The organism is Methylobacillus gramineus (assembly GCF_020532675.1).
Lineage (GTDB): Bacteria > Pseudomonadota > Gammaproteobacteria > Burkholderiales > Methylophilaceae > Methylobacillus > Methylobacillus gramineus.
Map to the genome: position 1 here is coordinate 198916 of NZ_JAJAVE010000002.1, position 25796 is coordinate 224711.

General features: G+C 51.3%; 27 protein-coding genes. 22 read left to right on the forward strand and 5 right to left on the reverse strand.

The window, feature by feature from the left end; genetic code table 11:
• Positions 1-8 precede the first annotated feature (8 nt).
• The 3 genes from topA to LG201_RS10390 all read right to left on the reverse strand — a co-directional run bounded on the left by topA (position 9) and on the right by LG201_RS10390 (position 4505).
• Positions 9-2594, reverse strand: a complete 2586-nt coding sequence (topA, locus tag LG201_RS10380; protein ID WP_226772130.1) for a type I DNA topoisomerase — start codon at positions 2592-2594, stop codon at positions 9-11.
• Between the two features lie 162 nt (positions 2595-2756).
• The gene (gene ttcA / locus LG201_RS10385) at positions 2757-3698 is read right to left on the reverse strand and encodes a tRNA 2-thiocytidine(32) synthetase TtcA (RefSeq protein ID WP_226772131.1); all 942 of its coding nucleotides are present in this window, start codon (positions 3696-3698) and stop codon (positions 2757-2759) included.
• Positions 3699-3710: 12 nt separating this feature from the next.
• Positions 3711-4505 carry a pteridine reductase gene (locus tag LG201_RS10390; RefSeq protein WP_264193336.1) on the reverse strand — a complete coding sequence of 265 codons (795 nt, stop codon included), beginning with the start codon at positions 4503-4505 and terminating at the stop codon, positions 3711-3713.
• A gap of 13 nt (positions 4506-4518) precedes the next feature.
• Between LG201_RS10390 and LG201_RS10395 the strand changes: the two genes are divergently transcribed.
• The gene (locus LG201_RS10395) at positions 4519-5682 is read left to right on the forward strand and encodes a class I SAM-dependent methyltransferase (RefSeq protein ID WP_226772133.1); all 1164 of its coding nucleotides are present in this window, start codon (positions 4519-4521) and stop codon (positions 5680-5682) included.
• A 56-nt stretch (positions 5683-5738) separates the two neighbouring features.
• Complete coding sequence (trmB, locus tag LG201_RS10400; RefSeq protein ID WP_404809733.1) at positions 5739-6452, forward strand: tRNA (guanosine(46)-N7)-methyltransferase TrmB; 714 nt, start codon at positions 5739-5741, stop codon at positions 6450-6452.
• Here the strand turns inward: trmB and yihA are convergent.
• A complete protein-coding gene (yihA, locus tag LG201_RS10405; RefSeq protein ID WP_226772135.1) occupies positions 6411-7034 on the reverse strand; it encodes a ribosome biogenesis GTP-binding protein YihA/YsxC in 624 nt (207 codons plus the stop codon). The genes trmB and yihA overlap by 42 nt on opposite strands.
• 110 nt (positions 7035-7144) lie before the next feature.
• Between yihA and LG201_RS10410 the strand changes: the two genes are divergently transcribed.
• The 3 genes from LG201_RS10410 (at position 7145) to ccsB (ending at position 11088) form a co-directional block, all read left to right on the forward strand.
• Positions 7145-7777, forward strand: coding sequence for a c-type cytochrome (locus LG201_RS10410; RefSeq protein WP_226772136.1), 633 nt, complete (start codon positions 7145-7147; stop codon positions 7775-7777).
• 195 nt (positions 7778-7972) lie between these two features.
• Entirely contained in the window at positions 7973-9904 is a 1932-nt protein-coding gene (locus tag LG201_RS10415; protein WP_226772137.1) for a cytochrome c biogenesis protein ResB, read from the forward strand.
• A gap of 38 nt (positions 9905-9942) precedes the next feature.
• Entirely contained in the window at positions 9943-11088 is a 1146-nt protein-coding gene (ccsB, locus tag LG201_RS10420; RefSeq protein WP_226772177.1) for a c-type cytochrome biogenesis protein CcsB, read from the forward strand.
• 68 nt (positions 11089-11156) lie between these two features.
• On the opposite strand, the gene LG201_RS10425 is transcribed toward ccsB, so the two are convergent.
• Entirely contained in the window at positions 11157-12863 is a 1707-nt protein-coding gene (locus LG201_RS10425; RefSeq protein WP_226772138.1) for a sensor histidine kinase, read from the reverse strand.
• 235 nt (positions 12864-13098) lie between these two features.
• Between LG201_RS10425 and LG201_RS10430 the strand changes: the two genes are divergently transcribed.
• From LG201_RS10430 to hisH, 17 genes are all read left to right on the forward strand, one after another.
• Positions 13099-13746, forward strand: a complete 648-nt coding sequence (locus LG201_RS10430) for a prepilin-type N-terminal cleavage/methylation domain-containing protein (protein WP_226772139.1) — start codon at positions 13099-13101, stop codon at positions 13744-13746.
• A gap of 111 nt (positions 13747-13857) precedes the next feature.
• The gene (locus tag LG201_RS10435) at positions 13858-14664 is read left to right on the forward strand and encodes an ABC transporter ATP-binding protein (protein WP_226772140.1); all 807 of its coding nucleotides are present in this window, start codon (positions 13858-13860) and stop codon (positions 14662-14664) included.
• Positions 14657-15448, forward strand: coding sequence for a lipid asymmetry maintenance ABC transporter permease subunit MlaE (gene mlaE, locus LG201_RS10440; RefSeq protein WP_226772141.1), 792 nt, complete (start codon positions 14657-14659; stop codon positions 15446-15448). Before LG201_RS10435 ends, mlaE begins: the two co-directional genes overlap by 8 nt.
• 21 nt (positions 15449-15469) lie before the next feature.
• The gene (gene mlaD, locus LG201_RS10445) at positions 15470-15949 is read left to right on the forward strand and encodes an outer membrane lipid asymmetry maintenance protein MlaD (RefSeq protein ID WP_226757534.1); all 480 of its coding nucleotides are present in this window, start codon (positions 15470-15472) and stop codon (positions 15947-15949) included.
• A gap of 2 nt (positions 15950-15951) precedes the next feature.
• Positions 15952-16563, forward strand: a complete 612-nt coding sequence (locus tag LG201_RS10450) for an MlaC/ttg2D family ABC transporter substrate-binding protein (protein ID WP_226772142.1) — start codon at positions 15952-15954, stop codon at positions 16561-16563.
• Between the two features lie 17 nt (positions 16564-16580).
• On the forward strand, positions 16581-16874 hold the full coding sequence (locus LG201_RS10455; RefSeq protein ID WP_226772143.1) for an STAS domain-containing protein: 294 nt from the start codon (positions 16581-16583) through the stop codon (positions 16872-16874).
• A 33-nt stretch (positions 16875-16907) separates the two neighbouring features.
• Positions 16908-17804: an ABC transporter ATP-binding protein gene (locus LG201_RS10460; protein WP_226772144.1), complete on the forward strand. Its 897-nt coding sequence runs from the start codon at positions 16908-16910 to the stop codon at positions 17802-17804.
• Positions 17804-18583: an ABC transporter permease gene (locus LG201_RS10465; RefSeq protein WP_226772145.1), complete on the forward strand. Its 780-nt coding sequence runs from the start codon at positions 17804-17806 to the stop codon at positions 18581-18583. The genes LG201_RS10460 and LG201_RS10465 overlap by 1 nt, the downstream gene beginning before the upstream one ends.
• 2 nt (positions 18584-18585) lie before the next feature.
• Positions 18586-18837: a BolA family protein gene (locus LG201_RS10470; RefSeq protein ID WP_226772146.1), complete on the forward strand. Its 252-nt coding sequence runs from the start codon at positions 18586-18588 to the stop codon at positions 18835-18837.
• A gap of 49 nt (positions 18838-18886) precedes the next feature.
• Positions 18887-19204 (forward strand): Grx4 family monothiol glutaredoxin, encoded by a 318-nt coding sequence (gene grxD / locus LG201_RS10475; protein ID WP_226772147.1) that lies wholly within the window; start codon positions 18887-18889, stop codon positions 19202-19204.
• A gap of 3 nt (positions 19205-19207) precedes the next feature.
• The gene (gene murA / locus LG201_RS10480) at positions 19208-20479 is read left to right on the forward strand and encodes a UDP-N-acetylglucosamine 1-carboxyvinyltransferase (protein WP_226772148.1); all 1272 of its coding nucleotides are present in this window, start codon (positions 19208-19210) and stop codon (positions 20477-20479) included.
• Between the two features lie 40 nt (positions 20480-20519).
• Complete coding sequence (gene hisG / locus LG201_RS10485) at positions 20520-21164, forward strand: ATP phosphoribosyltransferase (protein ID WP_226772149.1); 645 nt, start codon at positions 20520-20522, stop codon at positions 21162-21164.
• Positions 21165-21178: 14 nt separating this feature from the next.
• Positions 21179-22477 carry a histidinol dehydrogenase gene (gene hisD, locus LG201_RS10490; RefSeq protein WP_226772150.1) on the forward strand — a complete coding sequence of 433 codons (1299 nt, stop codon included), beginning with the start codon at positions 21179-21181 and terminating at the stop codon, positions 22475-22477.
• 2 nt (positions 22478-22479) lie between these two features.
• The gene (gene hisC / locus LG201_RS10495) at positions 22480-23541 is read left to right on the forward strand and encodes a histidinol-phosphate transaminase (RefSeq protein WP_226772151.1); all 1062 of its coding nucleotides are present in this window, start codon (positions 22480-22482) and stop codon (positions 23539-23541) included.
• Positions 23542-23730: 189 nt separating this feature from the next.
• Positions 23731-24396, forward strand: coding sequence for a 3-hexulose-6-phosphate synthase (gene hxlA / locus LG201_RS10500; protein WP_226772178.1), 666 nt, complete (start codon positions 23731-23733; stop codon positions 24394-24396).
• Between the two features lie 123 nt (positions 24397-24519).
• Positions 24520-25107, forward strand: coding sequence for an imidazoleglycerol-phosphate dehydratase HisB (hisB, locus tag LG201_RS10505; protein WP_226772152.1), 588 nt, complete (start codon positions 24520-24522; stop codon positions 25105-25107).
• Positions 25108-25135: 28 nt separating this feature from the next.
• Entirely contained in the window at positions 25136-25780 is a 645-nt protein-coding gene (hisH, locus tag LG201_RS10510; protein WP_226772153.1) for an imidazole glycerol phosphate synthase subunit HisH, read from the forward strand.
• The last annotated feature ends 16 nt before the right edge of the window (positions 25781-25796 follow it).

A 25796-nucleotide genomic window follows, 5' to 3' on the forward strand; every position in this document is an offset into this window, starting at 1 on the left:
CGCCCGGGCTATTCGCTGCTGGCTTTCTTGGCCGCGGTTTTTCTCACGGCCGGTTTCTTGGCTGGTGCTTTTTTGGCAGGCGCTGCCGTGGTGGTTTTAGTTGCGCTGGTCTTTTTAGCGGCAGGCTTCTTCGCAGGCGCTTTCTTGGCTTTTGCCGGTGCTTCCTTGGCGGCCTTGGCTGCAAGCAGTTCTAGTGCTTCCTCCATGGTAACGCTTTCAGGTTCCTGGCTCTTGGACAAGGTCGCGCGGATTTTGCCGTGCTGGACATAAGGGCCATAGCGGCCTGAATAAATGGCAATGGTGCCGTCAGCACTTGGATGGGCGCCTAGTTCGCGGATCGGTGCAGGCCCGGAGTGAGCCTGTGCCAGCAGCTCGACAGCGCGTGTCATGTCGATATCAAACACGCTATCATTCTTGGGAATAGACTTGAACTTGCCATCATGGTTGACGTAAGGGCCAAAGCGCCCAATGTTGGCCACGACTTTCTTATCTGTTTCCGGGTGCTTGCCCAGATCGCGTGGCAAGGCAATCAGCTTGCGTGCAATTTCCAGGTCTACATTCGCCAGCGGGATTTCCTTGGGAATGCTGACGCGCTTGGGTTTTTTCTTACTGTCTTCCTCAGGCAGGCCAATTTGCAGGTAAGGGCCATACGGGCCGCTCAGCAAGAGGATATCTTTGCCGCTTTCAGTGTCCTGCCCGATCACCACGGGCTCTGCGCTTGGGGCTGCTGTGCTTGATGTGTTGCGGATGTAATCGCATTCCGGGTAGCCGGAGCAGCCAATAAACATGCCGAAACGTCCCAGTCTTGAGTGCAGTGGTTTGCCGCACTTGGGACAGGCTTCTTCCAGCACTTCTACGCCCGGGCGTTCTACATCCGCTTTTTCGAGGATCTGGTTATTAAAGCCCTGCCAGAATTCATTGAGGACTGGTATCCACTCGCGTGCCCCTTCAGCGATATCATCCAGCTCGTTTTCGAGGTTGGCAGTAAAGCTGTAATCGACATAGCGGGTGAAATGCTCGGTCAGAAATTTATTCACCACACGCCCGACATCGGTAGGCGTGAAGCGTTTTTTGTCCAGCAGCACGTATTCGCGATCCTGCAAGGTCGAAATAATGCTCGCGTAAGTAGAAGGGCGCCCTATGCCGTATTCTTCCAGTGCTTTCACTAGGCTGGCTTCGGAGTAGCGTGGTGGTGGCTCGGTAAAGTGCTGGTCGCCAAAGATTTTTTGTACGGTCAGTACTTCGCCGGTTTCCAGATGAGGAAGCTTGCTTTCCCCTTCCTCTTCTTCGTCATCAACGCCTTCCATATACACGGCGATAAAGCCGGGGAATACCATGGTTTGGCCTGTCGCGCGGAACAGGTTGGCCTCGCTGCCGATGGCAAGATCTACACTGACACCGTCAAATTTGGCTTGTGTCATCTGGCAGGCAAGAGCACGTTTCCAGATCATTTCGTAAAGCGTGAACTGTTCTGGCGTGAGGAACGCACGTACGCTGGCAGGGGTGCGTGAAATATCGGTAGGGCGGATCGCCTCATGCGCTTCCTGGGCGTTCTTGGCCTTGGTCTTGTACATGATGGGCGACTTGGGCAAGTAGTCGGCCGCAAAGTTTTTCTTGATGTAGTCACGGATTTGCATCACGGCTTCGGCCGCCATGCTGAAACTATCCGTACGCATGTAGGTGATCAAGCCAGTAGTACCACTACCGACATCAATCCCTTCATACAGCTGCTGCGCCACACGCATGGTGCGGCTTGTGGTGAAGCCCAGCTTGCGCACAGACTCCTGCTGCAGGGTCGATGTAGTGAAAGGCGCGGCGGGACTGCGGCTGCGCTGCTTTTTCTCTACTCTGGTGACCGTGGTCTTGCCCGCACTGGCCAGCAATAGCTTGCCGACGACTTCCTGTTGTTGCTCATGATTGGTGATGGTGAACTGCTCTACCTTTTGGCCATCAAGCTGGATCAACCGTGCATCAAAAGCATGCTGGTGTTTGAGCGAGTCGAGGTGGATGGTCCAGTATTCCTGGCTCTTGAATGCCTCGATCTCCAGCTCGCGCTCTACAATCAGGCGCAGCGCCGGGCTTTGTACACGGCCGGCAGAGAGGCCACGGCGAATTTTTTTCCATAGCAATGGGGACAGGTTGAAACCTACCAGGTAATCCAGCGCACGCCGGGCTTGCTGGGCATTGACCAATGGCATCGAGATATCGCGTGGTTCGTCGATGGCATGCTGCACCGCTGTCTTGGTGATTTCATGAAACACCACACGCTTCAGCAGCTTGTCCTTGATCAGTTTTTTGCTCTTGAGAATCTCGGCGATGTGCCAGGAGATGGCTTCGCCTTCGCGGTCTGGATCGGTTGCGAGATATATCGCATCTGCGTTCTTGACTGCCTTGGCAATTGCATCCACATGCTTGGAGTTACGATCGATGATTTCATATTTCATCGCAAAGTTGTTCTCGGTATCGACAGCCCCGGTTTTTGGGATAAGGTCGCGCACGTGTCCATAAGAGGCTAGAACCTCAAAATCCTTGCCCAGATATTTCTTCAGGGTCTTGGCTTTGGATGGCGATTCAACGATCAGCAGTTTTGACATGGACACACAATTGTGGGATGCGGAGCGGCAGATGATAAGAGTAAATTGCGCGCTACACAAGAAAGCACTGTAAATTTAGGTGCTTGCTGTATCGTGTTTTAGGGCAATCCTCAGGGGAAAACAGCATCCATATTCCCCGGATTCTGGCGTTGCTATTGCCAATCAGCCCAATTCAGTGGCAGGTTCTGTTGGTACAGCAATATTCCGTTTGAACTCGATGCGGGTGCCTTCGCTGGCGGCCAGGGACAGTGCAGGGTTATTCTCTTTATCTATATCGCCAAATAAAGGGTCCTCGTCTTCCACGCGGGTTTGGCTCATGTTCCTGAAGTCGTATAAATCGGTATCGGCCAGATGGGAAGGCTCTACATTGGTGATCGCGCGGAAAATATTATTGACGCGGCCAGGCTGCTCGCGCTCCCAGGCATGCAGCATGTCTTTCACTTTCTGCCGTTGTAAATTCTCCTGTGAGCCACAGAGGTCGCAAGGAATGATAGGGAACTCCATGCTACGGGCATAGCTGGCAATATCCTTTTCTGCACAGTATGCCAGCGGTCGGATCACCTTAAACTCGCCCTTGTTGGTGGCCAGCTTGGGTGGCATCGCTTTCATTTTTGCGCCAAAGAACATATTAAGGAATAGTGTTTCCACGATGTCGTCCCTATGGTGACCCAGGGCGATCTTGTTGGCACCGAGTTCCTGGGCGGTGCGGTAGATGATGCCTCGACGCAGTCGGGAGCAGAGTGAGCAGGTGGTTTTACCTTCAGGGATCTTTTCCTTGACAATGGAGTAGGTGTCGGCTTCTACAATCCGGTATTCCACACCTAACTTTTCTAGATATGCGGGCAGAATGTGCGCGGGGAATCCTGGCTGCTTCTGATCCAGATTCATGGCAATCAGCTTGAAATTGATCGGTGCACGTTCCTGTAAGGCAAGCAGGACCATCAGCATGGTGTAGGAGTCCTTGCCGCCACTCATGCAGACGAGCACCGTATCGCCTTCTTCTATCATGTTGTAGTCGCCTATGGCTTTGCCGGTGGCGCTGATAAGGCTGTTGCGTAACTTAAGAAAACTGTTTGAGGCGTTGTCTGGGTAATGTTTAATCATGATCGGTAATTCTTAAAGATTAAGTGAACGTCCACCATCAACGGCAATGACATGGCCGGTAATGAAGGGGGCATCCTGTAGCAGGAAACGTACAGCCTTGGCAACATCATCGCCTTCGCCTATGCGCTTGAGTAGGGTTTGTGAAATCACACGTTGACGATACACCTCGTCAAATTGCGGATTGTCTTCCGGCCATAGCACCGGGCCTGGGGCCACCGCATTGACGCGTACATCGGGAGCAAGCTCGTGGGCCAGGGATTTGGTCAGTGTGACCAGGCCAGCCTTGGCGACGCTGTAGACAATGTAGCTCTTCTTCGGGCGCTCTACGTGCATATCGGTAATGTTGATGATACTGCCGCGATTCTTTTTTAGTTCCGGGGCGGCTGCCTGGGAAAGAAATAACGGTGCCTTGAGGTTGGGGCCTATCAGGTCTTCCCATTCGTTGGCACTGATGTTGCCAAGTTCAGTTGGGTAGTAACTGGATGCATTGTTGATCAGTGCATCCAATCGGCCGAAATGGGTTATCGTTTCCTGCACCAGTGTTGGTAATACGCTGAGCTTCAGCAGGTCGCCCTGAATAATCGCCACTGAATTGGGCCGTTTCAGGTTGAGTTCAGACTGCAAAGCCCGTGCTTCGCCCTTGGAGCTGCGATAATGAATCATCAAATTGGCACCACTGGCATGCAGCAGGCGGCAGATGGCCGCGCCAACGCGCTTGGCACCACCGGTAATCAATATGACCTTGTTTTCCAGAGTGGAATCCACGTTTGTCCTAAAGAGTCTGAAGCTTGCAGAATAACGAAGCATTATAATCCAATCCATGGACATCACTTCATTACCTGTACCAGAACAGGATGCTTTGGCCCACAGCCAAGAACTCTCAGAATATATTCGTCACCAAATCCATGCGGCAGGGGGCTGGCTGGATTTTGCCAGTTACATGAATCTTGTGCTCTACAGCCCAGGGCTGGGGTACTACAGTGGCGGCGCAAAGAAATTCGGGGCTGCAGGCGACTTTGTCACCGCGCCCGAGATTTCGCCCTTGTTTGCCCAGACTCTGGCGCAACAAGTCATACAGATACTGAAGGAGACCGAGGGCGCTATATTGGAACTGGGGGCAGGAAGTGGTCGGCTGGCCGCTGCGCTATTGCAGGAGCTAGCTGATGCAAAGACACTGCCTGCGCAGTATTTGATACTGGAAGTCAGTGCCCATTTGCGCGAAGTCCAGAAGCAGTACCTCGGCATGGTATTGCCCAAAGCTATCTTTCAATGTGTGCAATGGCTGGATGCCTTGCCCGAACATTTCACAGGCGTAGTGCTGGGGAATGAGGTGCTGGATGCCTTGCCTGTCAATCTTGTACAGCATATGGACGGAGAGCTGCAGGAGCTGGGCGTGGCGGCAAGTGCCGAGCATGGATTGCACTTTGCATCCCACCCTCTTGTGGCAGGCAGGGTGCGTGACCTTGTGGAGAGCTTGGCCTTGCCAGAAGGCTATCAAACCGAGGTTTGTCCTGCGGCGACCGCCTTGATTGGCAGTCTTTCCCTGATGTTACAGCGCGGGGTCCTGTTGTTTATTGATTATGGGTTCTCGCGGGCCGAGTATTATCATCCGCAGCGCAACCAGGGTACTTTGATGTGCCATTATCGGCATTACGCACATCAGGATCCCTTTCTTTATCCCGGGCTGCAGGATGTGACAGCCCATGTTGATTTTACCCTGATTGCAGAAGCTGCCATTGCCAATGGCCTGAAGCTCCATGGCTATTGCGGACAGGCCCAGTTCCTCATCAATTGCGGGATCACGCAGATACTGATGCGGGTATCACCAGAGGATGTGGTGCGCTATGTACCGCTGGCAGGTCAGGCGCAAAAACTAATGTCTCCCGCGGAAATGGGTGAGTTGTTCAAGGTGATTGCCTTGGGTAAGGGCATGGGCGGCAGTTTATTGGGATTTACCCAGGGCAATCGGGCACATACCTTATGAAATTTGCCGGATGGCATAGTCTATAATCCCGTTTTTCGAGTGATTGAATGCAAAGTATGAATGAACAGCGTGTGCGAAACGAGGGTGATAAAGAAGAGCTGGCAAAGCGGCCAATCAGGAGCTATGTCCTCAGACAGGGCCGCTTGACCGATGGTCAGCAGCGCGCACTTGAAACCCTCAAGCCGGTCTTCGGGATTGAGTATAGGCCTGAATTGCTTGATATCAATGCGGCTTTTGCTCGTGTCGATAGCCTGAAAATTCTTGAAATTGGCTTTGGTATGGGAGAAAGCACGGCACAGATTGCCCAAGGTCAGCCAGAGCGTGATTTTATTGGGGTGGAAGTGCATACCCCGGGCGTGGGGAGTTTACTGAAACAGATAGGGGAGTTGGATCTCAAGAATCTACGCATTATTCAACATGATGCGGTCGAAGTGCTCAACCACATGATTGCAGATGCTAGCCTGGATGGCGTGCATATTTTCTTTCCCGACCCTTGGCACAAGAAGCGCCACCACAAGCGTCGCCTGATTCAAGCTGGTTTCATCAAGCTATTGTGCAGCAAGTTGAAAGCGGGCGCTTACATTCATGTGGCCACGGACTGGCAGGAGTATGCCGAATGGGTACTGGAGATATTGCAAAATGAACCCTTGCTGGAAAATACAGCAAAGGATTATGCCCCTAAACCTGATTATCGTCCGCTGACCAAGTTTGAAAATCGGGGCATCAAGCTAGGCCACGGTGTCTGGGATCTCCTCTTCAGGCGCAAATAGCCATTGACCAATCACGCCTTCCGCTTCCTCCACGCCCTGCTTCTTCAGGCTGGAGAATAGCTGGATGGTGCAGTTGCCCCAGTTCTCATTGAGTTCTTTTCTGACGGTTTGTAGTGTCTGGTTGGCTGCCTGACGGGAAAGCTTGTCTGATTTTGTCAGTAATACGTGGATAGGCCTGCCGCTTGGGCCGAACCAGTCCAGCATTTGCCGGTCCAGAGGTGTCAGTGGATGGCGGCAATCCATTACTAACACTAAACCTGTAATGGTGGAACGATGACTCAGGTAGTTAGCCAAGGTCATTTGCCAATGCTTGCGCATGGCTTCAGGGACTTTTGCATAGCCATAGCCTGGAAGATCGACCAGGAAGCGGTCGTTGCCCAGGCTGAAGAAGTTGATCAGTTGTGTGCGGCCAGGTTGCTTACTCACATAGGCGAGCCGATTATGGTTTGCCAATGTGTTCAGTGCGCTGGATTTTCCGGCATTGGAACGCCCTGCGAATGCTACTTCAACCCCCGCTGGTGGGGGCAGGTCGCTGAGGTTGTGCGCCGAAATATAAAAAGTGGCATTTTGAAACAAGGGCATGGAGTTATACGACCATAATTGGAAAAGGGAAAAATACTACCACGAAGTAGGGTTTTTATATAAAATGCGACCCTACGTTTTGACGTAGTATGCATGAACTAGGAGTCTTTATGGGTTTGCGTAAATTTGCGGTGCTGGTAGTTGGCGCTATGGTAATGGTAATGGGTGCAACTTCCTATGCGGAAGATGAGGCTGATGCCGCAGAAGCGGTCAATAAAGCACCAGCTTCAGCGCAGATCTGTGGCAGTTGTCACGGTGCAGATGGCAACAGTATGGTGCCCATGTTCCCCAAGATTGCCGGACAACACCCTGAATATCTGGAAAAACAACTGAAGAACATCAAGTCTAATGTACGCATCAGCCCTGTGATGATGGGGATTGTAGCGACATTGGCCGATGAAGATGTCACCATTCTTTCCAAGTATTTCTCACAACAGACGCCCAAGCCAGGAAATTCGGCGAGCAACGGGGCAGGATCAGTTGGTGAGAAGATTTATCTGGGTGGCATTCCTGGTGCTGGTGTGCCTGCCTGTGCGTCATGCCATGGGATCAATGGCAATGGCCTGGCTGCAGGGTTTCCGCGCCTGGCTGGTCAGCATGCGGCCTATACCGTGACACAGGTGAAAGCCTTCCGCGATGGTCAGCGCAAGAATGATGCTGCAAAAATGATGCGTATGGTCTCCGCCAAGATGACGGATGATGATATTGCTGCAGTTGCCGATTATATTCAGGGCTTGAAGTAGAAATTAGTCGGGCCTGACAACCAAACTCAGACATGAAGCGTTAAGGGTGGCACTGATGCCGCCCTTAACTTTTTGTATTGCAGGGTGGTGTGCAACCAACTTCAGGTGACATTGTCCTATCACAAATTTTCGAATGGCCTCGTTTTGAAACCCGTCCAGTCCAGCAGTCAAAGGCTTTATGAGCTGTTAAGCTCCATGCGCTTCGCGGTAAGTGTGCTTGTCGTATTGGGTATTGCGTCCATCATTGGCACCGTTCTCAAGCAGAATGAGCCTTATACCAACTACATTGTGCAATTTGGCCAGTTCTGGTTCGAGTTTTTTGAGTTTATCGGCCTGTACGATGTGTATCACAGTGCCTGGTTCCTGGTGATCCTGATCTTCCTGGTGCTGTCTACTTCACTCTGTATCTATCGTAACTCGCCTATCATGCTGCGTGAGCTTCGTGCCTTCCGTGAGAATGTCAAAGAAGCCTCATTGCGCAGTTTCAGCCATCAACATGAGTATCATGCGCCTTACTCCACTGAGGAAACCCAGTCCCGCCTGGCACAGTTCCTGACTGTGCACAGTTTTCGTTTCAGGACGGTGGAGCAGGAGGATGGCAGCCGCTTGTTTGCTGCCAAGGCCGGTAGCTATCAACGCCTAGGCTATATCTTGACCCATGCTGCGATTGTCATGATCTGTATCGGCGGTCTGATTGATGGCAATGTGCCGTTGAAGCTGCAGGAGTTGCTGGGCTATACCAAAATCGAGACACGGGATATTGCCGAGAAAGCAGTGCCGCCGGAAAGCCGCTTATCCCCCTCCAATCTCTCATTCCGTGCCAATATGACCTTGCCGGAAGGTGCGGGTGCCAATGCCGCTTTTATGCGGGTCAGGGATGGGTATCTGGTGCAGGAGTTGCCATTCAGTATTGCGCTGAAAACTTTCCGTATCCAGCATTATGATACCGGGCAGCCGAAATCATTCGAAAGCGACATCATGATTATCGATCCTGAAGTCAAGGATCCGATCACGGCGACGATCAAGGTCAATCACCCGCTGATCTATAAAGGCATTGCGATTTATCAGTCAGACTTTGGCGATGGTGGTTCCCGGCTTGATTTTAAGGTGTGGAATATCTTTGGCAGCCATGCCGATGCCATTCCTTTCGATGGCAATATTTTCAACAAATATACCGTTAGCGGTGGCGATAGCCCGTTAAGTGTAGAGCTGATGGATTTCAGGTTGTTTAATATCCTGAATCTGTCGGTCGATGGCAAGGGTAAGCCGCGCAACGTTGGCCCCAATGTGACATTCAAGGTGCGGGATGCGCAAGGGCAGGCGCATGAGTATGTGAACTACCTCAATCCCCTGTTGCTGGATGGCCGCCGTTACTTTATGTCGGGTGTGCGTGCCATGCAGCAGGATACGTACCGATATCTCCGTATTCCGGCGGATGAGGATGACAACATAGAGGGTTACATGAACTTCCGTGCCGCGATGTTTGACCAATCGTTGTATCCGGAAATTGTGCGCAGGGTTTCCAAAGTTGCCCTGTCTGGTCATGGCGATGTAGATGCGGATATGCGTAGTAAGTTTGAAGCCAGTCTCATGCAGTTGTTGCAGGCATTTAGCCAGGGTGGGTTCGGCAAGGTGGCCGAGATGATTGATGCTGCCGTGCCTGAAGCTCAGAGGGCGGGCGCTGCACAGGCTTATCTCAAAGTAGTCACTTCTGCGGCTTTTGAGGCTTATGCCATCAGTCGCGAGCGTGCGGGATTGCCGCCAGCGACCATGAACGAGGCTTTGCAGCCTTTTGTTGAAGATAGCCTGCATGCCATGAGCGATACTTTTCATTATGGCGCGCCGCTTTACCTGCAGCCGGTTGGGTTTGACCACAGGCAATCCAGCGGCCTGCAACTGACACGCTCACCTGGCAAGACGCTGGTTTACTCAGGCTCGGTGCTATTGGTGCTGGGTATCTTCTCCATGCTTTATATTCGTGAACGTCGTATCTGGTTGCTGGTCAAGCCTGATACCCATCGTGTTTTATTTGCCATGACGGCTAATCGCAAGAATCGGGATTTTGACATCGAATTCTCGACCTATCGTGAGAAGCTGGCGCGGTTGCTGGAAAATCAGCATCTTTAAGACGTACTGTAATTAACCAAAAGTAATCGAGGTCAATGATGAAGATTGCCTATATGGATGATATCCCGGCGCCATTATTAAAGCGCTTGAGCCTGCAAGACTGGCTGTATGCCTTGCTATTGCTGGTGGGGGCTGTATTTGCATTTCAGCAATACGGTAGCTTTATGGACGGCTATGAAGTGGGGTTCCTGTTTGGTGCCGTTGCACTGTTCAGCTGGCTGGGCTGGCAATGGAAGCCTATGCGTCCCTTGTTGTTGGCTATCACGCTGATCAGTCTATTTTCCATTTATCTGTATAACGGCGAACAAGCCAGTGTGAATCAGGTGTTTCTGCTTAAATACCTGATTTCCAGTCAGTCTGCCGTGATGTGGATGAATGTGCTGTTCGTACTGGCGATGCTGACGTATTGGCTGGCCTTGTTTTCGCGCTCGATCTTTGCCGGCAAAGTGGCATCCAGCCTTGTCTGGTCTGCAGTGGTCATGGGCTTTGTCGGCCTCATGGTACGCTGGTATGAGTCCTATCTGATTGCGCCGGATGTGGGACATATCCCAATCAGCAACCTCTATGAAGTGTTTATTCTGTTCTGCCTGATTACTGCGCTGGCGTATCTATACTATGAAGGCCGCTATGCAACCAAGCAGCTGGGCGGGTTTGTGCTGTTGGTGATCAATGCGGCAGTGGGTTTTATCCTCTGGTATACCTTTGATCGTCAGGCCTATGAAATCCAGCCCCTGGTGCCTGCACTACAGTCTTACTGGATGAAGATCCATGTACCGGCGAATTTTATTGGGTATGGCACATTTTCGCTGGCGGCCATGGTAGGGGCGGCTTACCTGCTGGCAGATCGTGGCATCCTGGCTTCCCGCCTGCCCAGTCTTGAGATCCTGGATGATCTGATGTACAAGGCCATTTCTGTCGGATTTGCCTTTTTTACCATTGCCACCATCCTGGGTGCCATGTGGGCCGCTGAAGCCTGGGGTGGCTACTGGTCTTGGGACCCCAAAGAAACCTGGGCGCTGATAGTCTGGCTTAATTATGCGGCATGGCTGCATCTGCGATTGGTCAAAGGATTGCGCGGCCCAATTCTGGCCTGGTGGGCACTAGTGGGACTGATCGTGACGACATTTGCTTTCCTTGGCGTCAACATGTTCCTGTCAGGACTGCACTCTTACGGCGAGCTGTAAGCGGGCGCAATGGGGCTGTGAGGGTGTAAAAGAGGGCGGTGAAAACCGCCCTTTTGCTTGTGGTGCCCCTACTCTTTACGTGCCAGCCGGAAGCGGACATTGCCGTGGCTGTTATGCGTGAGCGCTAGTTGATAACCGGCTTGCTGTGCCTGGCGTCCCGCTTGGTAAAGACCGATGCCCAATCCGCCTTCTGAGCGGATGCGTTTGCGGAACAGGCTATCTGCAATGGCTTGTGGCATAGGGGTGCCGCTGTCGTAAATCTCTACGTATGCCAATGGCGTACCTGCCAGCTGGGCATGAATGCTGATCTCTGGCTCATGCTGCGCCTTGGCAATGGCATTCTGTAACAGATTATCGACCACGCTGTCCCAGACTTCGCTATCAATTTCCACCTCTTCGATATCCTGATCCGCATAAAACGACACGCGGGTTTCCGCATAGCGTTGCTGCATGTTCTCCCACCATGCACTTAGTGGCAGCATGCGGGTTTTTTCATTGCGCGGTGCGCCTAGTTTGTCTAGGGTGAGTGCCAGGCGTTGATTGAGTAAGGGGAGCTGGCGGCGGATAAGGGCGACCAGTCGCTCGTTGTCTTCGTCGCTGGTTTGTTCTGCGGCACTGCAGAGGGCACTCATGGACTGCACAATATTCTTCATGTCATGTGTCAGGCGTGCGCCAGTTTCATAAATCGCTTGCATATAGGTGTTTTGCAACAGGGCTTCTTCGCGGCGTTTGGCTTCGTGGAATTCACCCAGAATCTGGGTTAGCAGCTTGATGTGCATGGTCAGTGCCGGAGTGAGCGGCCAGCGGCTATAGAGCGTGAGGTGGAAGTCATGAAAATCCAGGTCGGCTTTATAGGCTGCTGCGATGCCAAACTCGCCCTGGTCTTCTGCTGTTTCCCATTTGCCCCCGGCTACCCAGGGCAAGGTCTCCACCTCGGTCATGGCGGCCTGCATGAATTCCTTGGGGCTGGTTTCCCGTTCTGCGAGCTCGGCAATGTTTTTGATCCAGCGCTCAAATGGCAGTCCAACACTCAGTAGATACCTGGATAGCAGCTGGCCGATACCGCTGAAGCCTGCACGCGGATTCCATAACCAGCTTGCAATTAGCAATGTGGCCGCCAGGCCAAAGACGACCTGCAGGACTACATTGGCGTAATCTACTTCGCTGGATCGTTCAATCGTGAAGATGCTCAGAATCAAGGTGACCGAGAGCAGGAACAGCAGCAGGGTGTAGAAGAAATCCAGGATAGGCGCATGCTGGTGGGTTTCTTGTTTGACTCGCAGAAAAAGAATGGCTAAAGGCAATATGGGTAACAGGTACTGCATGAGGAACTCGGCCACCACAAGGTCGGCAGAGGCATCGAGCAAGCGGGGAATCACCCAGAGCAATAACACGGAAAGCAGATAGGTGGCCGCAAGCAGGTAGCTCATGCGCGATGCACGGGCGGTGGTGGAGAAAATGCGGCCACCGAGCAAGCCGAACATGGCAGACAGCCAGAATGCAATCAGCCACCAATTGATGAACAGCGTCAGTAAAAGCCCGCCTGCAACAAACAGGATGATGGCCTGGGGGGAGAGTTTTTCCTTGGTCTGCCAGATAGGCTGCCAGATCAGAAACAAGCCGTAATGGCTGAGTAACAAGGCCTGTTGCAACGGGTCGTCAAACCCCCAGAGCAATACCCCGTGAAATGACAGCAACATGAGCCCCAACATCCATTGTTGCAGGGTGGATTGGCTGGGGCGGTAATGGGAAAGTTGACTGCTGAGGCTGGCCATGTAAGCTCAAAAATCCAATAAGATATGTCGTAATCTTGTCATTTTAGATGAAATCTCAACATCAGCCGGAATATTGGATGTGGGGTGAGATTGCTGAAAATCTGCTACAAAGCCCCGCTGTTGCTGGTTTTGCTCACAATTCCTTGCTCAGGTGACTTGGCATGAGAGTTGCATATCTTGTACCAACCTATTATGTGAAGGCGCGTTTCAGCGTCTTCCGCGCAAGGATAACATAATGAAAAAACAATCCGGCTTCACCCTCATCGAGCTTGCCATCGTGCTGGTGATTATCGGCTTGCTGCTTGGTGGTGTGTTGAAGGGGCAGGAGCTGATTAATAGTGCCAAGGCAAAAAATATAGCTAATGATTTCAAGAATACCCAAATTTTACTATATGGATATCAGGATAAATTCAGGGCGTTGCCAGGAGATGATGCTAGTGCAGCCGCTCATGTTACAAATGCCACTACAGCAACAACACCAGCAAATCGTATTGGTAATGGGCAGATTAATGGCAATTGGGATTCTGTAACTGTTAGTGATGAGTCTTATTTATTTTGGCAGCATGTCAGGTTGGCAGGTTTAGCAACTGGTTCAACTGTTACAGGAACGCCAGAATATATTCCGCGTAATGCCGATGGAGGTCGGTTGGGTATCCAAAGTACAGCGGGATTTTTAACTATTGTTGATGCAAATCCTATGGTGGGTACATTTGTTGTTTGCTCGTCGGGTATCACAGGACGTTTGGCAAAACAGATTGATGTTCAAATGGATGATGGGATAACAAACAGTGGGTCGGTGCGGGTTGTTGAAAATCCTGGCCCATCACTTGCCAATGCAGCTGTGCTTGATGGAGATACATTTACTGTTTGTATGTCTTTCTAAATATTAGGTGTGTTGCGTAAAAGCCCGTTCTTTGCGGGCTTTTACTTTTTCAGGTTATGCCTTCTTGCGCTTTTGCTTTAAAATAGCCCGCTGATCAGAAAAGCGGTGATTATGAGCGACAACATCGTCGAAATTGACAATCTATCCTTTGGTTATAAAAATCGATTGCTACACAAGGGCATCAATATGGTGTTCCCGCGTGGCAAGGTGGTGGCCATTATGGGCGGGAGCGGCAGTGGCAAGACCACGCTGTTGCGCTTGATTGGTGGTCAACTCAAGCCCGTATCCGGACAGGTGAAGGTTGCCGGGAAAGTAGTGCATGAGCAGGATCGTTCAGGCTTGCAGGCATTGCGCCGCAAGATGGGCATGCTATTCCAGCAAGGTGCTTTATTTACTGATCTTTCTGTATATGAGAATGTGGCTTTCCCCATGCGGGAACACACGGATTTGCCTGAATCCATGATCCGCGATCTGGTGATGATGAAGCTGAATGCGGTGGGTTTGCGTGGTGCTCGCAATTTGAAGGCTACTGAACTTTCGGGCGGGATGGCGCGACGAGTGGCGTTGGCACGTGCGGTGGCATTGGACCCTTCCATTATTATGTATGACGAGCCTTTTGCCGGGCTGGACCCGATTTCAATGGCCGTGATCTGTAATCTGATCCGTAACCTCAATGATGCACTGGGTGCGACTTCCATCATCGTGACGCACGATGTGCAGGAAGTGTTCTCGATAGCAGATTACGTTTATTTCGTTGCCAACGGGGTGGTGGCTGCTGAAGGTTCGCCGGAAGATTTGCGCAAATCTGAATTGCCGTTTGTGCATCAGTTTGTGCATGGCGAAGTGGATGGTCCGGTGCCATTCCATTATGCCGCTCCTGATTACAGGCAGGATATTTTGAGGAGTCGCAATGTTTAGTGCCTTGGCTGGGATGTTTGGTGGGATAGGCCATCGCATTATTGATCGCTTGTGGCGCTTCGGTTCAGGCCTACGTTTTTTTGCTTACATCCTGATTTACTCCGGTGAGAGTTTTCGCCGCCTGCATTTGACCATACGCGAGATTTATTTCACTGGCGTACTGTCGCTGATTATTATGCTGGTCTCTGCGTTTTTTGTCGGTATGGTGCTGGCTTTGCAAGGCTATAACACCTTGCAGCGCTATGGTTCTTCAGAAGCCATAGGTGTGCTGGTGGCCTTGTCTCTAGTGCGTGAGCTGGGGCCTGTGGTGACAGCGTTGCTGTTTGCCGGACGTGCTGGCACCGCGATTACTGCGGAAATTGGCTTGATGAAGGCGACCGAACAGTTATCTGCCATGGAAATGATGGCGGTGAGTCCAATTGCACGTGTAGTGGCGCCGCGATTCTGGGCTGGTGTCTTGTCCATGCCTCTATTGGCAGCGCTGTTTTCCATGGTGGGTGTGCTGGGAGGCTACATGGTAGCGGTGCCCTTGATAGGCGTGGACTCTGGTGCTTTCTGGTCGCAGATGCAGGCCAGTGTGGATTTCAAGGAAGATATTCTTAATGGGATCATCAAGAGTGTTGTATTTGGTGTGGCTTGTACCTTGATTGCCCTGTTTGAAGGTTTTGATGCCCCGCCGACTGCGGAAGGTGTCAGTCGGGCCACAACGCGGACAGTAGTGAATTCTTCACTGGCTGTGTTGGGCCTGGATTTTGTAATGACTTCGTTCATGATTGTTGCGTAAGCGCAACACACTGGAGAAAAGATGGAACGCACAACAATTGATCTGTGGGTAGGCGTGTTTGCAGCGGCAGGTGCGGCTGCATTGTTTGGCCTAGCCTTGAAAGTCGGTAATTTCAATAGCGCTACTTTAGGTGAAACTTATAGTGTTACGGGAGCTTTTGAGAATATTGGCAGTCTGAAGCCACGTGCGCCTGTTAAAAGTGCGGGTGTGGTGGTGGGCCGTGTAGATAACATCAAGTTCGATACCAACACGTATGAAGCACTGGTGACCGTCAAGGTGGATAAGCGATATCCTTTTCCCAAGGATACATTTGCCAATATCTATACTGCGGGTTTGCTAGGTGAGCAGTACATTGGCCTTGAAGCCGGTGGTGATGACAAGATGTTGCAGGATGGCGATAAGTTCAGCAAGACGCAGGATGCAGTGGTGCTGGAGAAAATGATCAGTCAGTTTCTCTATAGCAAGGCATCGGAAACTAACGATACTAAAGAGGCGGAATAAGCATGAACAGAATTTGGAACTGGTTGGCAGCGCTTACCCTGGTGGCAGGCTTTGCTACTGTTGCTGTTGCAGAAGTAGCCCCTGATGCGCTGGTGAAAAGCACGGCAGAAGATGTGCTGGCGGTGGTGAAAACCGATAAGGATATCCAGGCTGGTAACCAGAGCAAGATTTTTGCGCTGGCTGAAGAAAAAATCCTGCCTAACTTCAACTTTGATCGCGTATCACGCTTGGTGCTGGGTAAGGCATGGTCAAAGGCAAGTCCTGAACAGAAGGAAGCGTTTCAGCAAGAGTTTCGTAGCCTGTTGCTCCGTACTTATGCAACCGCATTATCTAAATACCGCAACCAGACGATTGAATACAAGCCGTTTCGTGCCCAGCCTGATGAAACTGACGTCAAGGTGAAGACGCAGATTCTGCAGCAAGGCGGACAGCCGGTCGCTGTGGATTACAGTCTGGAAAAGAGCGGTGATAGCTGGAAAGTCTATGACATCACGATTGAAGGTGTGAGCCTGGTGACCAACTATCGTGGCCAGTTCAATACCGAAATCCGCCAAGGTGGCTTGGATGGCCTGATTCAGAAGCTGGCTGCCAAGAACCGCGATTCAAACAAATAAGCAAAGCGCAGATTAAGTTGGCTCAAATTCAACAACAAGGTGACCGCTGGCTAGTCAGCGGTGACATGACTATCGCCCAGGTCGATGCCCTGCTTGCTGAAAGCCGGGCATTAAACATGTCTGGCGCGCTTGAGATCGATCTGGCGCAGGTGCAGGAAGTCGATACCGTGGCGCTCAGCCTGATTTTTGAATGGCTGAGGCACGCAGAAGCGGGTAAGGCCACTCTGACGATATCCAGCCTGCCTGCCAATCTCGCCAGTCTGGCAACAATGTATGGGGTGCTTGACCTGATTCCTCAGGCCAGTCATTGAATTTCTGGGGATTTCCCCCACCTTAAAAACCCTATGATCCCCGCCATTAATATCCAGCAGGTCCATCAGCATTTTGGCGATTTACACGCGCTGAAAGGGATAGATCTGCGTATAGAGCAGGGAGAGTTCTTTGCCTTGCTGGGGCCTAATGGGGCGGGTAAGTCTACCCTGATCAACTTGTTGGCGGGTTTGTTGCGCCCATCTAGCGGCACTCTGGAAGTGATGGGTTTTGACGTCAATGCCCAATATTCTCAAGCACGTCATGCATTGGGCGTGGTGCCGCAAGAGCTGGTATTTGATCCATTTTTTAATGTGCGCGAGATGCTGCGTTTCCAGGCGGGTTATTTTGGGCATGGACGGGAAAATGATGCCTGGGTGGATGAAGTGATTGAGTCACTGGGCCTCACGGACAAGGCGCATACGAATATGCGTCGTCTATCCGGTGGCATGAAGCGACGGGCACTGATCGCACAAGCGCTTGCACACAAGCCGCCGGTAATTGTATTGGATGAGCCAACGGCCGGTGTCGATGTTGAACTGCGTCAGACCATGTGGGATTTTATCCGCAGGTTGAATCGCGAAGGCCACACCATCATTCTGACCACGCATTATCTGGAAGAGGCAGAGAAGCTCTGTAGCCGCATTGCCATGATGAAGCTGGGGCAGATCGTGGCATTGGATAGTACACAAAACCTGCTTAACCGCCTTCCGGGCAAAAAATTGCAGTTGAAGCTGAGTGCTGCCTTGCCCTTCAGTCTGCAGGGCCTGGTTCGCGAGCAGAATGATGATGGATATACCTTGGCGTTGTCAGCGCCCGCGCAGCTTGAGTCTATTCTGGCTGAGCTGAGGGTGGCCAATGTGGCCATTGAGGATATGCAGCTCATAGAGGTAGATCTCGAGGATGTGTTTGTGGACTTGGTGGGGCAGTGATGGGCAGGTTCATCACTAGCCGTATGCGCGGCCCCTGGACCTTGTTCAAGAAGGAATTGCTGCGTTTCTGGCGCGTAGGTTTTCAAACCGTGGCGGCCCCCGTCATGACTGCGCTACTGTATTTGCTGATTTTCTCGCACGTGCTTGAAGATAAAGTGCAGGTGTATCCTGGTGTGGGGTATACGGCTTTCCTGATTCCCGGCCTGATCATGATGTCTCTGCTGCAAAACGCGTTTGCCAACAGTTCATCCAGCCTGATTCAGTCCAAGGTCATGGGCAATATCATTTTTGTGATGTTGACGCCGATTTCCTATCTGCAGTTTTTCCTGGCTTTTCTCGCTGCCGCAATCATCCGCGGCATGGTGGTGGGAGCATGTATCTATCTGGTTGCGATGTTCTTTGTGGATTTGCCGCTTGCACATCCGGGCTGGATTCTGACATTTGCCCTGCTGGGGAGTGCCTTGCTTGGTACTTTTGGCATTATTGCTGGCATATGGGCTGAGAAGTTTGACCAGATGGCCGTGTTCCAGAATTTTGTCATTATGCCGCTGTCGTTTCTTTCAGGGGTGTTTTACTCTATACACTCGCTACCGCCCTTCTGGCAGCAGGTGTCACACCTCAATCCGTTTTTTTACATGATAGACGGATTCCGCTACGGTTTTTTCGGTACTGGCGATATTTCTCCATACATCAGCCTTGGCGTTGTTGTGACATGCTTTTTTGCCCTATCATTGTTGACTTTACGGATGCTTAAATCCGGCTATAAATTACGAGGTTAATCTTGGTCAGCGCTCAGGACTTAAAAAACTATATAACGCAAGGCTTGGCCTGTGAACACGTGCAGGTGCTGGGTGATGACGGTCAGCATTTTGAGGCGATTGTGGTGAGCCAGTTGTTTGTAGGTAAAAACATGGTGCAGCAGCATCAGTTGGTTTACCAGGCTTTAGGCGATCGTATGCGAGAGGAAGTGCATGCCTTATCGATGCGCACCTTCACGCCAGAAGCGTGGGGCAAGCTGAATAGCATGCTTTAGTATATTGAATATTTAATCAAAGCATTAACATAGATCAAAGGATATATCGATGGATACCCAGGAACTTATCAAGAGCCAAGTCACAAGCAATCCGGTGGTTTTATATATGAAGGGCAGCCCAAAATTTCCGCAGTGCGGTTTTTCTGGCCTGGCGGTGCAGCTTCTGCAAGGTAGCGGCATCAATGACTTTACTGCGATTGATGTGCTGGCGGACCCAGCCATCCGTGACGGTATCAAGACTTACGCCAACTGGCCCACTATTCCCCAGTTATATATCAAGGGGGAATTCATCGGTGGTGCCGATATCATGCGTGATCTTTATCAGCAGGGTGAGTTGCAGAAATTATTGCAGGAAGCTGTGGCTTAACACGTGGATAAATTAGTCATTCAGGGCGGAATCCCTTTAAACGGTGAGGTACGCATTTCTGGTGCCAAGAATGCGGCATTGCCCATACTGTGTGCTGGCCTTTTGACTGAGGCTCCATTAAAACTGGGCAATGTGCCTGATCTGCATGATATTGCGACCATGCTCAAACTACTTGAGCATATGGGAATCAAGGTGAGTCGGGACGGGCAAAATCAGCTAACACTCGATGCCAGCGATATCCATACGCATGAAGCACCTTACGACATGGTAAAGACCATGCGGGCTTCGATACTGGTGTTGGGGCCTTTGTTGGCGCGTTTTGGTCATGCTCGTGTTTCCTTGCCTGGAGGCTGTGCCATCGGTTCACGGCCTGTTGACCTGCACATCAAGGGCTTGCAGGCCATGGGCGCGGAAATTCATATCGAGCATGGCTATATTGAAGCCAAGGTAGACAAGCTCAAGGGTGCGCGTATCTTCATGGATCTGGTGACGGTTACCGGCACAGAGAACCTCATGATGGCGGCCACTCTGGCTGAAGGCACTACCATACTGGAAAACGCCGCCAAGGAGCCGGAAGTGGTGGATCTGGCGGAATGCCTGATCAAAATGGGGGCGCAGATTGAAGGTGCGGGCTCGGATGTGATCACAATCAAGGGGGTCTCCAGCCTGGGAGCTGCTCAGCATGATGTGGTGTGTGACCGCATAGAAGCGGGTACTTACTTGGTAGCTGCGGCCATGACAGGTGGCAATATACGGTTGCAGCATGTGCGTGCTGAACTGCTGGATGCCGTGATCGACAAACTACGTGAAACGGGCGCAACGGTGACCCATGATGACAACAGTATTTCCGTCAGCAGTGTTGGTGTGCTGCAGGGTAAGGGGAATTTGAGGTCGGTCAGTGTACGCACTGCCCCGCATCCGGCTTTTCCTACCGATATGCAGGCACAGTTCATGGCATTGAATACCGTGGCTGATGCGGTGGCTACCGTGACTGAAACCATCTTTGAAAATCGTTTCATGCATGTGCAGGAAATGCAGCGCCTGGGCGCCAATATTGAGGTGGAAGGTAATACGGCGATTATTCGCGGTACCGAGTTTCTTGAGGGTGCCACGGTGATGGCAACTGACCTGCGTGCTTCAGCCAGCTTGGTGCTGGCAGCGCTAGTGGCAAGAGGTGAGACCGTGATTGAACGGATTTACCACCTGGATCGCGGTTATGAACGCCTGGAAGATAAACTGACCCAATTGGGTGCGCGCATTCAGCGTGTGAAATAATGTGCGGCTTCAGTTGTACTGAATCGCAAGAAAGACAGCAATGATTACAATTGCCCTCTCCAAGGGTCGCATCTTTGAAGAAACCACGCCGCTGCTGGCTGCTGCTGGCATTACTGCGCTTGAAGACCCAGAAGCCTCACGCAAGCTGATATTGCCGACCAATCGCCCTGATGTGCGCTTGATTATTGTGCGAGCGACCGATGTGCCGACCTATGTGCAATATGGCGCTGCTGATCTGGGCATAGCTGGCAAGGATGTGCTGGATGAACATGGAGGCGAAGGCCTTTACCAGCCGCTGGATCTCAAGATTGCGCGTTGCCGCATGATGGTGGCCGTGCGCGAGGATTTTGACTATTTTGGCTCTATTCGCCGCGGTGCACGGCTCAAAGTGGTGACCAAGTATGTGAAGACGGCACGCGAACACTTCGCTGCCAAGGGTATGCATGTGGACTTGATCAAGCTTTACGGCTCCATGGAGCTGGGTCCATTGGTGGGTCTGGCGGATGTGATTGTTGATCTTGTCAGCACTGGTGGCACCCTGCGCGCCAACAACCTCAAAGCGGTTGAAGAAATTACCGATATCAGCTCGCGATTGGTCGTGAATCAGGCCTCTCTCAAACTCAAGCGTGACACCTTGCAGCCGATAATGGATGCATTTGCGCAAGTGGTGGCTGCCAACAATTAATTTGGGTTGAAATCATGAATATCAGACGTTTTTCTACAAGTGATGCGAGTTTTGATCAGAATTTAAAGGATTTGCTCGCATTCGAAACCGCGCAGGATGATCAGATCGACAGCGTGGTAGCCGATATATTGCGTAATGTAAAACAGCGTGGCGATGCTGCTGTGTTGGAGTACACCGCACGGTTTGACCGCCTTGATGTAGGTGCGTTATCCGAACTTGAAATTGGGCATGCTGAACTCAACGCAGCGCTTGCAGGCCTGCCTGAAGTTCAGCGTGAGGCCTTGCAGCAGGCAGCGCAACGCGTACGGGATTATCACGAAAAGCAGCTGATGTCTTCCTGGTCCTATACAGAGGCGGATGGCACATTACTTGGTCAGCAAGTGACGGCATTGGATCGCGTGGGCTTATATGTCCCGGGCGGCAAGGCAGCCTATCCATCCTCAGTGTTGATGAATGCGATTCCAGCCAAGGTGGCGGGCGTCGCCGAGCTGATTATGGTAGTGCCGACTCCTGGCGGCGAGAAGAACCAGTTGGTGTTGGCCGCTGCAGCTGTCTGTGGTGTTGATCGTGTGTTCTGTATTGGCGGTGCACAGGCTGTAGGTGCGCTGGCTTATGGTACCCAGACAGTGCCGCAGGTGGATAAAATTGTCGGCCCAGGGAATGCTTATGTGGCTGCTGCCAAGCGCCGGGTATTTGGCGTGGTGGGTATCGATATGGTGGCAGGCCCATCTGAGATTCTGGTGATTTGCGATGGCAAGACCAACCCTGACTGGGTGGCGATGGATTTGTTCTCCCAGGCAGAGCACGATGAATTGGCGCAAGCCATTCTGCTATCACCGGATGCTGCTTTCCTGGATGCGGTTAAGGCCAGCATAGATCGCCTAGTGGAAGAGATGCCGCGCAAGGACATTATCACCACATCGTTACAAAATCGCGGCGCATTGATCAAGGTCAACGATTTGGAGCAGGCTGCCGAGATTGCCAATTACATAGCGCCCGAGCATTTGGAGTTATCAGTTGAGGATCCATTGGCATATAGCAAGAAAATCCGGCATGCCGGTGCCATTTTTATGGGTAGGGATACTTGCGAAGCCCTGGGTGATTATTGCGCCGGCCCTAATCATGTGTTGCCGACTTCACGTACCGCCCGCTTTTCCTCACCGCTTGGTGTCTATGATTTCCAGAAGCGTTCCAGTCTGATCATGGTGTCAGCGGAAGGTGCGCAGACATTGGGCCGTATTGCAGCTACCCTTGCCTATGGTGAAGGCTTGCAGGCACATGCCCGCTCGGCTGAATTCCGCTTGAAAGGCTGATCTTGAGCAAATTCTGGAGCCCTATTGTTCATGAGTTGACGCCTTATGTGCCGGGTGAGCAGCCCAAGATCAGCAATCTGATCAAGCTCAATACTAACGAAAATCCGTATGGCCCTAGCCCCAAGGTGTTGCAGGCCTTGCAGGCGGAAGCCGCGGACAGCTTGCGTTTGTATCCTGATCCCAGCTCTGACCGTTTGCGCCACGCCGTGGCTGAGTTTTATGGGGTTGAGTCGGCGCAGGTGTTTGTGGGTAATGGCTCAGACGAGGTCTTGGCGCACGCCTTTCATGCATTGCTCAAGCATGACCAGCCTATCCTGTTTCCCGATATCACCTATAGTTTTTATCCGGTCTACTGCGGGCTATATGAAATTGCCTATGAGACTATCCCTTTGAATGCAGCATTCGAAATCCAGGTCGATGATTACCTGCGACCGAACGGCGGTATCATTTTCCCTAATCCCAATGCGCCTACTGGCAGTTTGTTGCCGCTGAGCGAAATTGAGCGTCTGCTCCAGGCCAATACTGAATCAGTGGTGGTGGTTGATGAGGCCTATGTGGATTTTGGAGGTGAGTCGGCGGTTGGTCTGGTAGAGCGCTATCCTAATCTCCTGGTCACCCATACTTTATCCAAGGCCAGGTCTCTGGCCGGATTGCGGGTAGGGTATGCGATTGGACATATCGCCTTGATTGAGGCACTCAATAGAGTGAAGGATAGCTTTAACTCTTATCCACTCGATAGGTTCGCCATCAGCGGTGCAGTAGCAGCCATTGAAGATAAAGCCTATTTTGAAGAAACCTGTCGCAAGGTCATTGCCACGCGGGACAAGCTGGTGGCTGAATTGCAGGCATTAAATTTTGAGGTGTTGCCTTCCGCTGCCAATTTCATCTTTGCACGGCATACAACGTATGGTGGCACAGTGTTATCGAGTCAATTGCGTGAACGCAATATCATTGTCAGACATTTCAGCAAGCCGGCGCGGATATCACCATTTCTGCGTATCACCATCGGTACTGATGAACAAAGCATGGCCTTGATTCGGGCCTTGGCAGAGATTCTAAAATAAGTTTACGTCTGGAAAACCTCGTAATCTCACCGCATTTTTGTCTTCTATTGTATTGATTTTCCAGAAAATTGAGAGAATAGTCCGTGATGACTTCCCTTAAGGCTTGGAAAAAATGTATTATAGCGCGGTTAGTACATCATAATTCTGTAATTAAGCGGAGGAAGCATCGTGGCAAAACCATTAGTTCAAATGGCATTAGATTCATTGGATTTCGATCAAACAGTAGCACTTGCTACGACTGTTGCACCACACGTTGATATTCTTGAAATTGGTACGCCATGCATCAAGTACAACGGAATCAAACTGCTGGAAACTCTGCGTGCAAAGTTCCCGAACAACAAAATCCTGGTTGATCTGAAGACCATGGATGCTGGCTTCTACGAAGCTGAACCATTCTATAAGGCCGGTGCTGACATCGTGACCGTTCTGGGTACTGCCGATATCGGTACTATCAAGGGCGTGATTGACGTTGCCAACAAATACGGCAAAAAAGCTCAAGTTGACTTGATCAACGTACAAGACAAAGCTAAGCGTACACAAGAAGTAGCTAAGCTGGGCGCTCACATCATTGGCGTACATACAGGTCTGGATCAACAAGCTGCTGGTCAAACTCCATTTGCTGACTTGGGTCTGGTATCCGGTCTGAATCTGGGTGTTGATATCTCTGTAGCTGGTGGTGTTAAAGCGACTACAGCGAAGCAAGTAGTGGATGCTGGTGCTACTATTGTAGTGGCTGGTGCTGCTATCTACGGCGCTGCTGATCCTGCTGCTGCTGCTGCTGAAATCAGCAACGCTGCCAAGGGTACTCAAAGCAGTGGTGGTGTGTTCGGTTGGCTGAAGAAGCTGTTCAGCTAATCTAGCTGTACACTGACGGCATCACTTGGTGATGTCGTGATTTACTCGCAAACCGCTGCAAGACCTGTTAACAGTTTTGCAGCGGTTTTGATTTTCTTAATCTAGAAGATTTAAACTATTGCCATGCGTAACGCCGAAGTCAGTCGTAATACTCTGGAAACCAAGATCGCTGTCTCCATCAATCTGGATGGTACTGGTGTATCCAAGTTAAGTAGCGGGGTTGGATTTTTCGACCATATGCTAGACCAGATCGCACGCCATGGCATGATGGATATCATGGTCGAGTGTCAGGGTGACCTGCATATTGATGCACACCACACCGTAGAGGATGTGGGAATTGCACTCGGTCAAGCCTTCAGCAAGGCATTGGGTGACAAAAAGGGCATACGCCGTTATGCCCATGCCTACGTGCCTTTGGATGAAGCCTTGTCTCGTGTGGTGCTGGATATCTCTGGTCGTCCTGGGTTGGATTTTAATGTTGAATTTACACGGGCTCGCATTGGCGAATTTGATGTTGATCTAGTGCGTGAGTTTTTCCAGGGTTTCGTTAACCATGCTGATATCACATTGCATATTGATAACCTGCGTGGAAAAAATGCTCACCATCAGGCTGAGACGATTTTCAAGGCATTTGGCCGCGCTTTGCGCGCTGCAGTTGAACTTGACCCCCGTATGGTGGGTATAATGCCTTCTACTAAAGGTAGTTTATAGACTTTCCCCAGTCTTCCTAATCGTAACCATGACACATATAGCTGTTGTTGATTATGGCATGGGCAATTTACGCTCTGTGTCCAAAGCCCTGGAGCATGTAGCTCCAAACCAGAAAGTCATTGTGACCAGTGACCCAGCCCAAATTGCTGCCGCTGATCGAGTGGTATTTCCGGGGCAGGGAGCAATGCCGGATTGTGTGCGCGAGCTTGATGCACGTGGTTTGCGTGACGCGGTGGTGGCTGCTGCCGCTGAAAAACCGTTTCTCGGTATCTGTATTGGCTTGCAATTGCTGTTTGAACACAGTGAAGAAGGTGATGCTGCTGGCCTTGGCATCTTTAAAGGTAAGGTAAAACGTTTTGCCCCTGCCGATATGCATGATGCCGATGGGGCCAAGCTCAAAGTGCCGCATATGGGCTGGAATCAGGTATACCAGAGCCAGTCGCATCCTCTCTGGCATGGCATAGAGGATGGCGAGCGCTTTTATTACGTGCATAGTTATTATGTGGCACCTGAAGATGCTAGTCTGGATGCAGGCTTTAGCGAATATCCTGCGCGATTTACAAGTTGTATTGCGCGCGGCAATCTGTTTGCTGCGCAATTCCATCCGGAGAAAAGCCACAATGCTGGCCTTAAACTCCTTTCAAACTTCGTCCAGTGGGACGGGGGTAATTAAAACTTAGTCTAAACAT

What these genes read in the sequence shown, in the direction of transcription:
- LG201_RS10460 (WP_226772144.1), top strand. Translation starts at nt 16,908, where the DNA reads ATGATCCCCGCCATTAATATCCAGCAGGTCCATCAGCATTTTGGCGAT.
- LG201_RS10430 (WP_226772139.1), top strand. Translation starts at nt 13,099, where the DNA reads ATGAAAAAACAATCCGGCTTCACCCTCATCGAGCTTGCCATCGTGCTG.
- ccsB (WP_226772177.1), top strand. Translation starts at nt 9,943, where the DNA reads ATGAAGATTGCCTATATGGATGATATCCCGGCGCCATTATTAAAGCGC.
- LG201_RS10450 (WP_226772142.1), top strand. Translation starts at nt 15,952, where the DNA reads ATGAACAGAATTTGGAACTGGTTGGCAGCGCTTACCCTGGTGGCAGGC.
- LG201_RS10415 (WP_226772137.1), top strand. Translation starts at nt 7,973, where the DNA reads ATGCGCTTCGCGGTAAGTGTGCTTGTCGTATTGGGTATTGCGTCCATC.
- LG201_RS10465 (WP_226772145.1), top strand. Translation starts at nt 17,804, where the DNA reads ATGGGCAGGTTCATCACTAGCCGTATGCGCGGCCCCTGGACCTTGTTC.
- hisH (WP_226772153.1), top strand. Translation starts at nt 25,136, where the DNA reads ATGACACATATAGCTGTTGTTGATTATGGCATGGGCAATTTACGCTCT.
- LG201_RS10425 (WP_226772138.1), bottom strand. Translation starts at nt 12,863, where the DNA reads ATGGCCAGCCTCAGCAGTCAACTTTCCCATTACCGCCCCAGCCAATCC.
- trmB (WP_404809733.1), top strand. Translation starts at nt 5,739, where the DNA reads ATGAATGAACAGCGTGTGCGAAACGAGGGTGATAAAGAAGAGCTGGCA.
- LG201_RS10435 (WP_226772140.1), top strand. Translation starts at nt 13,858, where the DNA reads ATGAGCGACAACATCGTCGAAATTGACAATCTATCCTTTGGTTATAAA.
- ttcA (WP_226772131.1), bottom strand. Translation starts at nt 3,698, where the DNA reads ATGATTAAACATTACCCAGACAACGCCTCAAACAGTTTTCTTAAGTTA.
- hisB (WP_226772152.1), top strand. Translation starts at nt 24,520, where the DNA reads ATGCGTAACGCCGAAGTCAGTCGTAATACTCTGGAAACCAAGATCGCT.
- grxD (WP_226772147.1), top strand. Translation starts at nt 18,887, where the DNA reads ATGGATACCCAGGAACTTATCAAGAGCCAAGTCACAAGCAATCCGGTG.
- hisG (WP_226772149.1), top strand. Translation starts at nt 20,520, where the DNA reads ATGATTACAATTGCCCTCTCCAAGGGTCGCATCTTTGAAGAAACCACG.
- mlaE (WP_226772141.1), top strand. Translation starts at nt 14,657, where the DNA reads ATGTTTAGTGCCTTGGCTGGGATGTTTGGTGGGATAGGCCATCGCATT.
- yihA (WP_226772135.1), bottom strand. Translation starts at nt 7,034, where the DNA reads ATGCCCTTGTTTCAAAATGCCACTTTTTATATTTCGGCGCACAACCTC.
- LG201_RS10395 (WP_226772133.1), top strand. Translation starts at nt 4,519, where the DNA reads ATGGACATCACTTCATTACCTGTACCAGAACAGGATGCTTTGGCCCAC.
- LG201_RS10410 (WP_226772136.1), top strand. Translation starts at nt 7,145, where the DNA reads ATGGGTTTGCGTAAATTTGCGGTGCTGGTAGTTGGCGCTATGGTAATG.
- LG201_RS10390 (WP_264193336.1), bottom strand. Translation starts at nt 4,505, where the DNA reads ATGCTTCGTTATTCTGCAAGCTTCAGACTCTTTAGGACAAACGTGGAT.
- hxlA (WP_226772178.1), top strand. Translation starts at nt 23,731, where the DNA reads ATGGCATTAGATTCATTGGATTTCGATCAAACAGTAGCACTTGCTACG.
- hisD (WP_226772150.1), top strand. Translation starts at nt 21,179, where the DNA reads ATGAATATCAGACGTTTTTCTACAAGTGATGCGAGTTTTGATCAGAAT.
- mlaD (WP_226757534.1), top strand. Translation starts at nt 15,470, where the DNA reads ATGGAACGCACAACAATTGATCTGTGGGTAGGCGTGTTTGCAGCGGCA.
- topA (WP_226772130.1), bottom strand. Translation starts at nt 2,594, where the DNA reads ATGTCAAAACTGCTGATCGTTGAATCGCCATCCAAAGCCAAGACCCTG.